Here is a 13928-nt window from a genome sequence, read left to right on the forward strand (position 1 = left end):
GTGGCCGCCGGTGCGAACCCGCTGGGCCTGAAGAAGGGCATCGAGGTCGCGGTCGAGCGCGTCTCCGAGGAGCTCTCCAAGCAGGCCAAGGAGGTCGAGACCAAGGAGCAGATCGCCTCCACGGCGTCGATCTCCGCGGGCGACAACGCCATCGGTGGTCTGATCGCGGAGGCGCTCGACAAGGTCGGCAAGGAGGGTGTTGTCACGGTCGAGGAGAGCAACACCTTCGGGTTGGAGCTCGAGCTCACCGAGGGCATGCGCTTCGACAAGGGCTACATCTCGCCGTACTTCGTCACCGACGCCGACCGTCAGGAAGCCGTCCTCGACGACCCGTACATCCTGATCGTCAACAGCAAGATCGCGGCCGTCAAGGACCTCCTCCCGCTGCTCGAGAAGGTCATGCAGACCTCCAAGCCGCTGGTCATCATCTCCGAGGACGTCGAGGGCGAGGCCCTGGCCACCCTCGTCGTCAACAAGATCCGCGGCACCTTCAAGAGCGTCGCGGTCAAGGCCCCCGGCTTCGGCGACCGCCGCAAGGCCATCCTCGGTGACATCGCCATCCTCACCGGCGGCCAGGTCATCAGCGAGGACGTCGGCCTCAAGCTGGAGTCGACCTCGATCGACCTGCTCGGCAAGGCCCGCAAGGTCGTCGTCACCAAGGACGAGACGACGATCGTCGAGGGCTCTGGCGACCCGGACCAGATCGCCGGCCGCGTCTCGCAGATCCGCAACGAGATCGAGAAGTCCGACTCGGACTATGACCGCGAAAAGCTCCAGGAACGGCTCGCGAAGCTCGCCGGCGGCGTCGCCGTCATCAAGGTGGGCGCGGCGACCGAGGTCGAGCTCAAGGAGAAGAAGCACCGCATCGAGGACGCCGTCTCCAATGCGAAGGCGGCCGTCGAAGAGGGCATCGTCGCCGGCGGTGGCGTGGCCCTGCTTCAGGCCTCGGTCAGCGCGTTCGACAAGCTCGACCTGTCCGGCGACGAGGCCACCGGGGCGAACATCGTCAAGAGGGCGATGGAAGCGCCGGTTCGGCAGATCGCGGCGAACTCCGGATTCGAGGGCGGCGTCGTCGTCGAGAAGGTCCGCAACCTGCCGATCGGCCACGGCCTGAACGCGGCCACCGGTGAATATGTCGACCTGGTGGCCACCGGCATCATCGACCCGGTGAAGGTCACCCGCTCGGCGCTGCAGAACGCCGCGTCGATCGCCGGCCTCTTCCTCACCATCGAGGTTGTCATCGCCGACAAGTCGGACTCCGCGGCGGCTGCCGATGGGGGCGGCATGGGCGGCATGGGCTTCTAACCCCGCTTTGCCTTCCTGGACGTACGCCAAGCGAGCTCTACGCTCGCGCGCCTGCCGGTGGCTTCCGCCGGCGTCGACCGGAAGGTGAGCAGGGTGCCCCTGCGCTACGGCTTCCTCAGTACGTATCCGCCGACGCAGTGCGGGCTCGCCACGTTCACGGCGGCCCTGCGTGAACAGCTGACTGACTGCGCGCCCGGCGCGTCCAGCGGGGTGGTGCGCCTGCTGGACGCGCCCGCCGGGCCGAGTCCACCGCGAGCCGCCCCGACCGGGGTGGTTGGAGACCTGGTGGCCGGGACCCCCGGCGGTCCGCAACGCGCCGCCCGGCTGCTTAACAGGTTCGACGTCGCGGTGGTGCAGCACGAATACGGCATCTACGGCGGCCGGGACGGCGACGAGGTGTTGGAGGTGCTGCGCCACCTCGACGTTCCGCTGATCGTCGTCCTGCACACGGTGCTCGTGCACCCGACCCCGCACCAGCGCCACGTCCTGGAGGCGGTGGCCGCCGCCTCGGACGCGGTCGTCGTCATGACCGAGACGGCGCGGGCGCGACTCGCCGCCGGTTACGAGGTCGATCCGCGCCTGGTGGTGGTCATCCCGCACGGGGCCGCCGACAACCGCCGCGCCACGCCGGCCCGGTCGAGCCGGCCGACGGTCCTGACCTGGGGGCTGATCGGGCCCGGCAAGGGCATCGAATGGGGTATCGCGGCGATGGCGGCGCTGACCGACCTCGACCCGACACCGCGCTACCTCGTCGCGGGCCAGACCCATCCCAAGGTCCTCGCCCGGGAAGGGGAGGCGTACCGCGACAGCCTGGTCGCCCAGGCCCGTCGGCTCGGCGTGGCAGGGTCGGTCAGCTTCGACGGCCGTTACCGCGACGCGGCATCGCTCGGCGCCCTGGTCCGCGCCGCTGACGTCGTGCTGCTGCCCTACGACTCCCGCGACCAGGTGACCTCCGGCGTGCTCATCGAGGCGGTCGCGGCGCTGCGCCCGATCGTCGCCACCCGCTTCCCACATGCCGTCGAACTTCTCGGCGACGGCACCGGCCTGCTCGTGCCACACGGCGACGCCCCCGGCGATCGCGGCCGCGATACGCAGCATCGTCACCGACGACAGCAAGATCCAGGAGTTGGCCCGGGCCGCCGCCGCACACGCCCCCGACCTGCTGTGGCCCGCGGTCGCCCACCGCTACCAGCGGCTCGCCGCCGGGCTGGTCACCCGGACCGGACGCAGGCCGACCCGGGCGAGAAGCGAACTGAGCAGGCCGGCGGCGGTGACCCGATGATCGCCGACGTGTCGTTCGCGCACCTTTTCCGCCTCAGCGACGACATCGGCCTGTTCGAGCACGCCCTGGGCGCGGTTCCCCGTCGGGAGCACGGCTACTGCGTGGACGACGTCGCCCGCGGGATGGTCGTCCTCGCCCGGGAGCCGGATCCGCCCTTCGAACTGGTCCGGCTCCTGAAACGCTACCTGGCCTTTGTCGTCGCGGCGCAGTCGCCGGACGGTGCGATGCGCAACCGCCGGGACACCGCCGGGCGCTGGCGCGACCAGCCCGGCCTCGGCGACTGGTGGGGCCGCGCACTGTGGGGCCTCGGCACCGTGGCTGCGCGGGCACCCACCCTGCGGGCGCGGGACACCGCGCTGGGCCGGTTCCGGGCCAGCGCCAGACGACGCTCCCGCTGGCCGCGGGCGATGACGTTCGCCGCGCTCGGCGCCGGCGAGGTGCTGCTCGTCTACCCGGACCATCAGCCCGCCCGTGATCTGCTCGCCGCCGCCGTCACCGCGATCGGCCCGCCCGGTGTCGACCCGGCCTGGCCCTGGCCGGAACCGGCGCTTCGGTACGCCAACGCCGCCGTGCCGGAGGCGCTGATCCTCGCCGGTATCTGCTTGCCGGACGAGGCGGTGCTCGCGTCCGGCCTGCGGCTGCTGGCCTGGCTGCTCGACCTGGAGACCCGCGGCGGCCGGCTGTCGCCCACGCCGGTCGGCGGCAGGCGACCCGGCGAAGACGGCGAGCCCGGCTTCGACCAGCAGCCCATCGAGGCCGCGACCCTCGCCGACGCCTGTGCCCGTGCCTACGACCTCACCGGCCAGACCCGCTGGCTGACAGGGCTCGAACGGGCCCAGGCGTGGTTCCTCGGGGACAACGACAGCGTCGTGCCACTCCTCGACACCCTCACCGGCGGTTGCTGCGACGGTCTCGAGCCACACGGCCGCAACATCAACCAGGGAGCGGAGTCGACTCTCGCGCTGCTCTCAACGGCGCAGCATGCCCGTCGCCTGCTGGCGGCGCCGTGAGCGCGCGAGGCCCGGCCCGAAACGGTCTCCCCAGCGGTGAGACAACCGTGGACCACGAAACCCACGCGGCGAGCGGATGATCTCGGCCCTTGAGGCCGACCTGGTCACCCGCCACCCGGTCACGCTGTCCGCAGACCCCGGCCGGGTCATCGCGAAGCTGTTCCTTCCTGGCGAGGAAGGCAATGAGGCGCACTCGCGGGCCGCGGGCATCGTGGACCGGGTTCTCGCCCTGCCCGAGAGCGAAGTCAGCCGCCTCGTCGCCGGCCTGCTCGCGGTCTTCGCACCCCGCCACTGGGACTACAGCGACATCCTGGCGCGGCATGCCGCGGTGGTCGAGTCGCGGGTACGGGCGCCCGCGACCGCCCCGCCGTCACCCCCGCCCACATTGTTGACGAGCACGTCCAACTCGCCCAGCTCCGCCAGCGCAGCCTCCACCAGCCGCGCCGGTCCGTCGGCCGCCCCCAGATCCCTGAGCTCTGGCGTCACCGTCCGCGCGGCCGCGACCACGCGCATACCCTCGCCCGTCAGCGCCGCGACGGTCGTTCGGCGAGGGCAGCGCGGTATTCACGATCGCCAGCAAAATGTGTGGCGGGGCGGGGAGGTCTCTGCTCATCTTGTCAGATGCGACAGCGCTACGACGATTTCGCTGGCTGGTACGACGCCTATGCGACCGGGGGGTTGGGACTGCCGTTCGCCCGGGCCGCGGACCGCCTCCTCGCGCGCCTCCTTGGCCCTGGCCACGGCCGTCTGTGCCTTGACCTGGGCTGCGGCGGCGGTGCGCACGCCCCCGCGTTGACCGGCCTGGACTGGCAGCTGATCGGCGTCGACATCTCCGCGCCCCAGATCGACCTTGCCCGCCGCAAGGGCCTCACCGCGGTGGTTGCCAGCGCCGAGCGGCTCCCCCTCCGTGACCAGTCCGTCGACGCCGCCACCATGATCATGACAAGCACCGACTTCGACGACCTGCTCCCGGTGTTCGCCGAGGCCCACCGCGTGCTGCGCCCCGGCGGCCGCCTGGTGGTCGTCGGCGCGCATCCCTGCTTCGGTGGCGTCTTCGTCGAACGCGACAGCCAGGGCGCCTGCACCGTCCACCCCGGCTACCGCCGCCACCAGCGCGTCGAGCAACATCCTCTGCTCGGCGACGGGATCCGCTCCCGGGTCGGGGTCGTCAACGTCCCACTACCCGTGCTGCTGAACGCGCTGACCGGCGCGGGGCTCGTCCTGCGGGAGACCGCGGAAGACGACGGCGACCAGCCGGTCCCGGAACTGATCGGACTCACAGGCGCCCGGCCAGGCCGCTGACGAACCCGACCACTGCGCTGCCCCTGCCCACCAACGCGGCCGAAACCTGCCCGCTACCGGGCCGGTCACAGTCACCGACCGTGATCGTCGCCGCTCTCGATCGTGCGGCCTCCGCGATGCGGATGGTGTCGCCGAGCGCCGTCTCGTCGAGCAGCTCCCGGAGCCCGGACCGGCTGACCGCGTACACGCGGGACGACGTGGCCGGGTCGTCGTACTGCGGTGCGCCGGACTTGAGCAGACTGTGCAGAGCATGGAGCTTACCACCCGTCACGCTCTGCTACTGGCGATGTTGTCGCACCGGATGGCCAAAGGGCCTGGGCTATGCCGTGGGGATGATTACCGGGACGGCATCGTATCGACGTCCCAGACGTCTTCCTGTCGCACCGCGCCAACGACAACGACTGCCCGTGGTACAGGCGCTGTCTATCGGTTTTCGGCCGGTGGTCCCCGCCGATCAGGACTGGGACGTCTGGCGTGCCGCACCGGCGGGCAGGCGAGGATGTTTCGCCTTTCACTATCCTGGCCGCGGGGATAGTGAAAGGCGACCAGACGGGAGAGCTTCGTGCGGTGTGGCGAGGTGTGGTGGGCGGACTTCGGCGAGCGGCGGCCCGTCGTGCTGCTGTCCGAGCCGTCGAACGCCACGTTCCAGGCAATGCACATCGTCGAGCCGGCCACCGTCGACATCACCGGCGTCGGGCTCGAGGTGGCGCTGGGTTCGGCCGACGGGCTTCCCCTCGAAGGGGTTGTACGGGTGGCCTTTCCTCGTCCTGGCAGGGTCCCCTGCACATGGCTCACGACCGTGACGGAGCAGGACCTGATCGAGCGTGCCGGAGCGCTCTCGGAGTCCAAGGTCGGTCAAATCAGGGAGGCCCTCCGGCTCAGCGAGGTCCTCCCGCAGGCCTGAGCGTCCGATCAGCCCAGGGCGTGCCACGTCCAGGACGATGGGCCGTCCTGAGGTCAGGGGCGTCGTCGGCCCCAGGCGATCGCCGTCGCGAAGGCGAGGTCGAAGAAGGCCGGATCCGCCAGTAGTGCCAACGCGTCGTCGAGCACGTCGTCCGAGGCGAGGTCGAGCTCGCGGATACGCGCGCGCAGGCGGGTCAGGGTCAGCGTCCAGCACAGCGCCGAGGCGTTGGCGGCGCCGGTGGGCGGGAGGTGGACGGCCGTCCCGACCTCGACGAGGTGACGGCCGGCCAGCGGGGCCGGGAACTGGCGGGCCCATGTGGAGTCGGTGCCGATGGATCTCGCGAGCACCTCGTCGACGGCACGCATGGCCTGGGCGAACGGGGGGTGGGGTGAGGAGTCGAGCGGGAAGCCGGCGATCGACTCGATCACGATCACACCGCCCGGTCGCAGCCAGGTCACCAGACGGTCGAGGGCCTCCTCCCGCTCGGGGAGATGCTCCAGGACGAAACGGGCGTGGATGAGGTCGAACGGCGCCGCGTCCGGCGCTGGATCGCGGGTGATGTCGTGCCGCAGGACCGTGAGGTGCGCAGCCGGGAGGTCGCTCAGGTGGCCGGTGTCGACATCCGTCGCGACGACGTGGCCGTCGGCGCCGACCAGGTCGGCGAGCCAGCGCGCGATCGACCCGCTGCCGGCACCGACCTCCAGGCAGCGCCAGCCGGCGGCGACACCGCGCTCCTCGAGGATGCGGATGGTCGTCGGGTCGCAGACCGTGGCCATGGCGGCGAGCCGGGCCTGCTCAGCCGCCTGCGGGCCGCCGAGAACATCGTCGCTGTACCGCAGCATCTGTCGACTGGACACCGTCAGGACTCTAACTGTCACTGTGTGCGTCGATGTCCGCTTTCCTCGATCCGTGTCGTCAGGGGATTCACGGGCGGACGCCTCCCGGGGCGCTGTCCACTTGGGGTGGCGGGCCGGTGATGAGGCGCAGTGCGCCGAGGAACGCCGGTTGCCGGCGCAGCGCGCCGTAGCGCTGGTCCCAGGCGCCGGAGTCGAGGTCGGAGCGCAGCCGCGCCAGCCCCTGCTCGGCCGCGCGCGGGTCGACGAATCCCCAGACGGACTGGCGGGCGCGCACCGCCGGGTCGAGGAAGCGTTCGGGCCGGCTGTAGTAGGCCTCGATGAACCTGTCGGCGCAGTCAGCGGGCACGGGCACCGGGGTCACCGTCGCCTCACCCCCGAGTGCCGCCTCGATGCGCTCGATCGCCGGGAAGCGGGGACGGTCCGCGGTGACGAGCTGCGGGACGTAGTCGGTGAGCCAGATGCGGTCGAGCGCGTCACGGTCGAAGGTGAGCACCACGACCGGTCCGCGGCTGACCCGCCGCAGCTCCCGCAGGCCACGGTCGGGATCGGACCACTGGTGCACGGTGACCATCGCCATGGCCGCGTCCACACTGCCGTCGTCGAACGGCAGGCTCTCGGCGACCGCGTTGATCGCCAGTGGCAGGTGCGGTGGCCGCGCGGCGCGCATGGCGGCGGACGGCTCCACCGCGAGCACATGACGGTCGCCGGGCTCGTAGGAACCCGCGCCCGCGCCCACGTTGAGAACCGTCCGCGCGTCGCCGAGCGCGGCGTGGACCAGCGCGGCGATACGCGGATCGGTACGCCGACCGCGGACGTACCCACCCCCCTGGGTCTCGTAGTCCACGTCGCCGTAGGACGGGCTGGGCATCGCGCCGACTCCTCGCCTGATCAGGTATCCCGGCCATCATGCAAGGCCTGAGCCGCGCCGGTAGAGGTGACGTCGCATCTCGGCGACGGCACTGCGCGTGGGCAAGTGTGGGCCGGTCCAAGGGCTCGCGACCGGCTGGTCGCAGCCGCATACGACGATCACCGGGCCCGGCTCATGCTACTTTTGCGACCGTAAGGTGCAGCGCTCGTTCCTGAGAGCCGAAACAGGCTCTGAGCGTGTCGGGACTTCCGGCCAGCACGACAGCCTCAGTACAGGCTGTCTGGTTCTCTCCGCAGAGAGCGTGCTTCGCCGTGTCCCAAAACCTTCCGTTGCGAGCGTGGATCGTCTTCCTGCTGGTGGTCGCCGCCGACGTGCTCGACCTCCTCAGCACCACCGTGACCAACGTGGCCGCACCCACTATCGTCCGTGACCTCGGCGCATCGTCGTCGCTGGAACCCTGGCTCGGTGCGAGCTACACCCTCCCCATGGGCTCCCTGATGATCATTGGTGGGCGTCTGGGAGACCGGTTCGGCTGCCGTCGGATCTTCCTCACCGGTCTGGCGGGGTTCACCCTGGGCTCCCTCGCGGCCGCCGTCGCCACCACCCCGCTGGTCCTCGTCGCCGCTCGTATCGGGCAGGGAGCCTTCGGTGGTCTGCTCGTCCCGCAAGGGTTCGTCCTGCTGATGCGGGTGGTTCCCCACGAGTCGATGCGGGTGGTGTTCGGTCTGTTCGGGCCGCTGCTCGCAGCGTCGTCGATCAGCGGCCCGATGATCGCCGGACTGCTGATCGGTGCCGACCCGTTCGGACTGGCCTGGCGCTCGGTGTTCCTCGTCAACGTCCTGTTCGGCGTCCTCCTGTTCGCGGCAGGGCTGACGTTCATCCCAGCGTTCACCGGCGACATCGCTGTCCGCATCCGGCCCGGAGCGGCCGTGGCGCTGATGGCGGGCCTCGGTCTGCTGCTGGCCGGGCTGATCGACGGGGGCGCCAGTGGCTGGAGCCCCCGCGCCCTGTCGGCAATCGCGGCCGGCGCCCTCGCACTGGCATCCCTGGGATGGCAGCAGAGGGGCTCCACACGGCCCCTGCTGGAACGGTCACTGTTCACCAACCGCGGCTTCGTCACCGGCCTGGTCTTCGGGGCACTGCTCTTCAGCACCGTCACGGGAACCATGTATGTCACGGCTCTCTATCTGCAGCAGAGCCTCGCCCTGAGCCCATTCCATGCCGCTCTGACCACCGCACCGATGTCCATCGGCATCATCGCCGCCTCGTTCACGGTGCGCCGGCACATCATCGACCACGGCCGCACCGTGGTCTCGATCGGCGTGGCGACCTTTGCTCTGGGCGTCCTGAGTCTGACCGTCCTGATCACCGCTCAGCCGCACCCGGTGCCCTGGATCACCGTTCCCCTGCTCGTGACCGGCCTGGGCATGGGCTGCTGCTTCGGGGCCGTGTTCGCTGTCGCCCTCGGCGACGTCAGCCCGGCCCAGGCCGGCAGCGCCAGCGGCGTGCTCAACGCCGTGCAGCAGCTCGTTAATGCTGCGGGTTCCGCCACTGTGTCGACCATCTACCTGGCCGCCAGCACGCCGGGCGCCGTCTCGAGCGGCGTTCTGCCCTGCCTGATCCTCACCCTGATCATCACGGCGGTTTGCGCGGCGAGCATCCCCCTGCTTCCCCGCCAAGGAGCTGACGTTCACTGATGATGCGGTGCCCCGTGACCTGTAGTGGCTCGCGGGGCCACGCCGGGCCGGGCCGGTCGGCGTGGGCGTGCCGGCACAGTCTGCGCTCCCGATCGCCGTCGCGAGAACGGGTACCCACGGCCTCGCGACGGCGATTGCCTCAGTCCTGCGACAGTCCTGCAACCGCCACCAGCGGACTCACGTACAGCGACCCCACACCCGACATCCATGATCGCCGACGGCGGCGGCTCGACCAGCAGACCGAGTGACCAGCAGGCCGAGCATGGGGGCGAACGTCCCGTGGGTGGGAAGCGCGCGCGTGGGAGGGCGGCACCGTGTCGCGAACTCCGCGTGTCGTGTCCGGTTTGCCCCCGAGTTCGCGACACAGGCCGCCGTGACACTGCCAGAACGGTGCCCCGGGCCGCGCGGCCACGACGCGAAGATCATCAGTCGGGAGACTTCTCTAACGCTCGATAACCTTCCCTTCCCGCGCGTCAGGATCCGACACGTCGACGGGGGTGTTTCGTGTTCCGTTACGTCGTGAGGTATAACGATACGTACTAACGTTTCACCTGCGCGACAATACGTAATGACGGATGTGGCGTGGGGATGGAGAGGGAGTGGGAGCGCGATGAGCCGGGTACCTCGCCCGCCGCGGCAGCGGCAGGAACCGTCCGAACCCGAGGAGCCGTTCCGCCCGCCGGTCCCGCGACCCGCCGTCGAACCCCCGACGGGCGACTCCCCTCCCCCGCTCGGGCAGGCGGGCACACCCGGCGGGGCGGATACGCCGCCGCCGGATGCGACAGTGGGCGACATGTTCGCGGCACGCAGGCACCCCTCGGCCGACGGAGTGGACGCGGCGCCGCCCATCCCCCCGTCCTCGGACGGCGCCGGCGTCACCGGGCCCGGTGACCTGGCCGCCGGTCTCGCCGCGGACAGTCCCCCGGCCGACCCGGCGCCCACGCGGACACCACCGGCACCGCGCGCGCCGGACGAGAAGACGCCGCCCGACGGCGCAGGGGTGCGCTGCGCGTTTCCCGGCTGCACCCGCCCGAGCGCACCCGCCGACGGGCCGGGCCGTCCGCCCGCCTACTGCGACGACCCGGCGCACAACCGGCTCTCCGCCTACCGCCGCCGCCGCGACCTCGCCGCCCAGGCCGGCGCCGCGTCCCGCCCGGGCGGCACCGGCACGCCCGGGCGGGGTATGGACGCCACCCGGGCGGCCCGCACGACGCTCGCCGCCGGACGGGCCCGCGCCGAGGAGCTCGCCGCCCAGGTCCAGACGATCACCGCCGACCTCACCCGAGTGCTGGACGCCTTCGGCCGGCAGATGGCGCTGCTCGGCGACGTCACCGCCGCCGAGGCGCAGGTCGAGGCCGCCGAGGCCGAAGCCGCCGAACGCGTCGCCGAGGCGGTCGCCCGCGCGGTGCGCGCCGAGCAGCACGCCCGCGCCGCCACCGCCGCCCGCGCCGAGGCCGAGGCGATCACCGCTGAGGCCGCCGACGCCCTCGACCAGGCCGAACGCCACGTCGAGGACCTCGCCGCCCAGCTTGAGGCGGCATCCGAGGCCGCCGAGACCGCGCGGGGCGAGGCGGCCGAGGCGATCACCGCCGCCCGTCGCGACGCCGCCGAGGCGATCCAGACCGCGCAGGTCCGCGCCACCGCCGCGATCGACACCGCCCAGGCCGACGCCGAAACCCAGGTCCGTGTCGCCCTGGCCGAGGCCAACACCCGTGTCCGCGACGTCGTGGCCGACGCCGAGGCCCGCGTCGCCGAGGCCCTCACCGCCCGCGACCAGGCCCAGGCCGACCTCGCCCAACTCCGTCGCGACGCCGAGCGCGACGCCCGCACCCTCGCCGAGACCCGCGCCGAACGCGACACGCTGCGCGAGGACATCCGCCTCGAACGCGCCGAGGCCCTGCGTCTACGCCAGGCCGCCGACGCCGAGACCACCCGCCTGCGCGCCGACGCCGCCGCCGAGACCACACGCGTGCGCGAGCAGGCCACCGCCGACGCCGACCGGGCCCGCGCGGCGGCCGCGGCCGAGATCGACCGGATCCGCGCCGAGTACGAGACCCGCCTGGACGCCGAACGCCAGGCCGCCGCCGAACGCCTCGCCGTCCTCGCCGACGCCCGCGCCGAGGCCCGCAGCCGCGCCGAACGCGCCGAACGCCAGGCCGACGATCTCACCGCCGAACTGCGCACCCTGCGGGCCGCTCCCTGACCCGGCGCGATCCGGTCCACGCGAAAACCTGTTGGCGGATCATGGCGGCCCCTGTTAGCGTGCCGGTGGCCGTGCGAGAGGACGAGGAGGTGGTACCCGTGAACGCAGGATCGACAGGGGTGCTCCCCGTCGGGGTCACGGTCGGGCGGTAGGTCGTCCGGGAGCGCCGTTCACCGCGCACTCCCGAAAGGCACGACCATGCGTTTCACCTCCGAACAGCGCCTCGACGGCGGCGTCCTCGAACGCGCCTTCACCCTCGGCGAGATCCCCGGCATCCTGTGGACGCCCGAGGCCGCGGCCGCACCGGCGCCGCTGATCCTGCTCGGTCACCCCGGTGGACTGGAAAGGATGTACCCCCGACTGGCGGGGCGGGCCCGGGGCTGCGTGGCGCAGGGCTTCGCCGCCACCACCCTCGAGCTGCCCGGGAGCGGGCAGCGGCCCCGCGACGCCGACGCCGAGCAGGCCCGCGCCGACCTGCGCCGGGCGCTGGCGGCCGGCGAGAAGCCGGCCGACGAGGTCGTCGACCGGCTCGTCCTCCCGCTGGTCGACCGGGCCGTCCCGGAATGGCGGGCCGTGCTGGACGCCCTCCTCACGCTGCCCGGGATCGGCGGCCCGGTCGGCCTCGCGGGAGGGCTGATCGCCATCGGCGTCCGGCTGGCGGTCGTCGAGCCGCGCATCGCGGCCGCGGTGCTGTTCGCCGGAAGCTACGTGCCCCGCGTCATGCTCGACGAGGCCCGGCAGGTCACCATCCCGCTGCACGTCCTGCTGCAGTGGGACGACGAGGGAAACGACCGGCAGCTGGCCCTGGACCTGTTCGACGCCTTCGGCTCGAAGGAGAAGAGCCTGCACGTCAACATGGGCGGGCACACCGGCGTCCCCCCGTACGAGGGGGACAACGCCAACCGGTTCCTCGCCCGGCACCTGACGTGAGGTAGGGCAGTCCTCCGAGCCAGGGTCGCAGATCAGCTCCGCCGCGGTCAGGAGCCCGTGGAGCGGTCCTCTGGTCGCCGCGACGCGGGCGGCGACCTCCGCCAGGAGCGCGGCGCGCGCGGTGATCCTGGCGGAGTGCCCGATGCCGTCCACCACGCAGCGTGTGCGTTTCAGGTGACGGATGCTCAGCGATGGCTGGGCCCGCCGGTCAGTCGATTCCTTCGATGATGCGGAAGTCGCGCTCGACGCTGCCGGGGAGGGCCACCAGCGCCTTCTGGTATGCCTCGCTCTCGTATGCCGCGACGGCCTGCTCAAAGCTGTCGAACTCGATCAGAACGACGCGTTGCGTGATTCCGGCCTCGTGGGCCACGACTCGACTGCCACGGGACAGGAGGCGCCCGCCCCCAGCCTGGACAGCCGGACGGGCCAGCCTGTCGTAGGCAGTCAGCATCTCAGGGTCGGAAATGGCGGGGTAGACACTGACCCAGTAGCCCTTAGTAGCCATGGAAACCTCCTGTGTTCGGCCGGGCACGTCTGACTTCGAATCGACACTCAGATCGATCGATCCCGGCATGCGCACGTTAGGGCTTGATACGCGGTCGAGGGAAAGACCGGTACGGGATAGACTCAGAACGGATCGTTATCAATCGACAGGGAGGGCACGTGGCGCCGGATACGGTGAGCCTGCGGTACTTCCTGGTGCTGGCGCAGGAGTTGAACTTCACCCGCGCGGCCGCACGGATCGGTATCGCGCAGCCCGCACTCAGCGCCCGGATGCGCCGGTTGGAGGCGGAACTCGGTACCGCGCTGCTGGTTCGCAACACGCGTAGCGTCGTTTTGACCACGGCCGGTGTGGCTTTGGCGGAGTCCGCGCCGCCCGCGCTGGCGGCGCTGGACCGGGCGTGGGACACCGCCCGGAGCGCGGCGGCCGGTGAACTGGGCACGCTGCGCATCGGATACAGCCTCAGCGCCGGGGCCGAGACGGCACCGGCCCTGGTGGACAGGCTGATTCGCGGCAACAGCGGACTCGAGGTCAGCGCGGTCCCGATGGCGACACCGGAGATCTCCCCCGCGGTCGCCGACGGCCGCATCGATGCCGGGATCACCCGCGGTGAACAACCGGGCCGTGGCGTGCGCCGGTTCCTGCTGCGGCGTATGCGCATCGGGGTCCAGCTGGCGCAGCACCATCCGCTGGCCGAACGCCCGGAGATCGAGATCGCCGACGCGGCTTCGTATCCGCTGCGACTCCCGGACCGTGCGGCGAACCCCGTGATCCACGATCAGCTGTCCGCACTGTTCCGAGACACCCGACCACACCCCCGATTCCACACGCCCGCAGTCTCTTTCGACATGTCTCAGCGCGACCTGCGCGACGGGGTCACCCTCGCCCCGGCCGGAGAAGCCGCGCTCACGGCACAACCGGCCGGTCTCACCTGGCGACCGCTGCGAGGCGCGCCCAGCCTGACGGTCCACCTGGTCCTCCCACGCGAGCAGTCGCCGCTACACCACCGCATCCGTGCCGTCGCCAAAACCCTGGCGCACGAGCTGCACTGGCTGCCGGACTGACGCG

At 71.7% G+C, this 13928-nt stretch carries 13 protein-coding genes; 8 read left to right on the plus strand and 5 right to left on the minus strand.

Translation table 11 applies throughout. From position 1 onward, the window contains the following. Both groL and C1A33_RS38320 read left to right on the plus strand, forming a co-directional pair. Positions 1–1305: chaperonin GroEL (gene groL / locus C1A33_RS10245; protein WP_101831284.1), on the plus strand; the 1305-nt coding region annotated here is incomplete at its 5' end. Positions 1306–1389: 84 nt separating this feature from the next. Beyond that, a complete protein-coding gene (locus tag C1A33_RS38320; protein WP_243407391.1) occupies positions 1390–3597 on the plus strand; it encodes a glycosyltransferase in 2208 nt (735 codons plus the stop codon). A gap of 297 nt (positions 3598–3894) precedes the next feature. On the opposite strand, the gene C1A33_RS36460 is transcribed toward C1A33_RS38320, so the two are convergent. Continuing rightward, positions 3895–4083, minus strand: a complete 189-nt coding sequence (locus C1A33_RS36460) for a hypothetical protein (RefSeq protein ID WP_243407392.1) — start codon at positions 4081–4083, stop codon at positions 3895–3897. Between the two features lie 135 nt (positions 4084–4218). Between C1A33_RS36460 and C1A33_RS10270 the strand changes: the two genes are divergently transcribed. After that, positions 4219–4899 (plus strand): class I SAM-dependent methyltransferase, encoded by a 681-nt coding sequence (locus tag C1A33_RS10270; protein ID WP_101831286.1) that lies wholly within the window; start codon positions 4219–4221, stop codon positions 4897–4899. Here the strand turns inward: C1A33_RS10270 and C1A33_RS35660 are convergent. Continuing rightward, the gene (locus tag C1A33_RS35660) at positions 4874–5170 is read right to left on the minus strand and encodes a hypothetical protein (protein ID WP_207770246.1); all 297 of its coding nucleotides are present in this window, start codon (positions 5168–5170) and stop codon (positions 4874–4876) included. The genes C1A33_RS10270 and C1A33_RS35660 overlap by 26 nt on opposite strands. Before the next feature lie 291 nt (positions 5171–5461). Here C1A33_RS35660 and C1A33_RS10280 point away from each other — a divergent pair, with 291 nt between their 5' ends. Continuing rightward, positions 5462–5803 (plus strand): type II toxin-antitoxin system PemK/MazF family toxin, encoded by a 342-nt coding sequence (locus tag C1A33_RS10280; protein WP_101831287.1) that lies wholly within the window; start codon positions 5462–5464, stop codon positions 5801–5803. Between the two features lie 53 nt (positions 5804–5856). Here C1A33_RS10280 and C1A33_RS10285 read toward each other — a convergent pair whose 3' ends face one another. Together C1A33_RS10285 and C1A33_RS10290 are read right to left on the minus strand one after the other, a co-directional pair. Then, entirely contained in the window at positions 5857–6660 is an 804-nt protein-coding gene (locus tag C1A33_RS10285) for a class I SAM-dependent methyltransferase (RefSeq protein WP_243407393.1), read from the minus strand. Between the two features lie 67 nt (positions 6661–6727). Continuing rightward, positions 6728–7528, minus strand: a complete 801-nt coding sequence (locus C1A33_RS10290; RefSeq protein ID WP_101831289.1) for a class I SAM-dependent methyltransferase — start codon at positions 7526–7528, stop codon at positions 6728–6730. Between the two features lie 311 nt (positions 7529–7839). On the opposite strand from C1A33_RS10290, the gene C1A33_RS10295 reads away from it, so the two are divergent. The 3 genes from C1A33_RS10295 to C1A33_RS10305 all read left to right on the plus strand — a co-directional run bounded on the left by C1A33_RS10295 (position 7840) and on the right by C1A33_RS10305 (position 12358). Beyond that, complete coding sequence (locus tag C1A33_RS10295; protein WP_165818317.1) at positions 7840–9225, plus strand: MFS transporter; 1386 nt, start codon at positions 7840–7842, stop codon at positions 9223–9225. A gap of 610 nt (positions 9226–9835) precedes the next feature. Beyond that, on the plus strand, positions 9836–11428 hold the full coding sequence (locus tag C1A33_RS10300) for a hypothetical protein (RefSeq protein ID WP_133150632.1): 1593 nt from the start codon (positions 9836–9838) through the stop codon (positions 11426–11428). Between the two features lie 198 nt (positions 11429–11626). Continuing rightward, the gene (locus tag C1A33_RS10305) at positions 11627–12358 is read left to right on the plus strand and encodes a dienelactone hydrolase family protein (protein ID WP_101831292.1); all 732 of its coding nucleotides are present in this window, start codon (positions 11627–11629) and stop codon (positions 12356–12358) included. A 208-nt stretch (positions 12359–12566) separates the two neighbouring features. Here the strand turns inward: C1A33_RS10305 and C1A33_RS10310 are convergent, their stop codons facing one another. Further along, complete coding sequence (locus tag C1A33_RS10310) at positions 12567–12863, minus strand: DUF1330 domain-containing protein (RefSeq protein WP_101831293.1); 297 nt, start codon at positions 12861–12863, stop codon at positions 12567–12569. A gap of 158 nt (positions 12864–13021) precedes the next feature. Between C1A33_RS10310 and C1A33_RS10315 the strand changes: the two genes are divergently transcribed. Further along, positions 13022–13924 carry a LysR family transcriptional regulator gene (locus tag C1A33_RS10315; protein ID WP_101831294.1) on the plus strand — a complete coding sequence of 301 codons (903 nt, stop codon included), beginning with the start codon at positions 13022–13024 and terminating at the stop codon, positions 13922–13924. Positions 13925–13928 lie beyond the last annotated feature (4 nt).

It is taken from the genome of Frankia canadensis (genome assembly GCF_900197875.1).
GTDB classification, from domain to species: domain Bacteria; phylum Actinomycetota; class Actinomycetes; order Frankiales; family Frankiaceae; genus Frankia; species Frankia canadensis.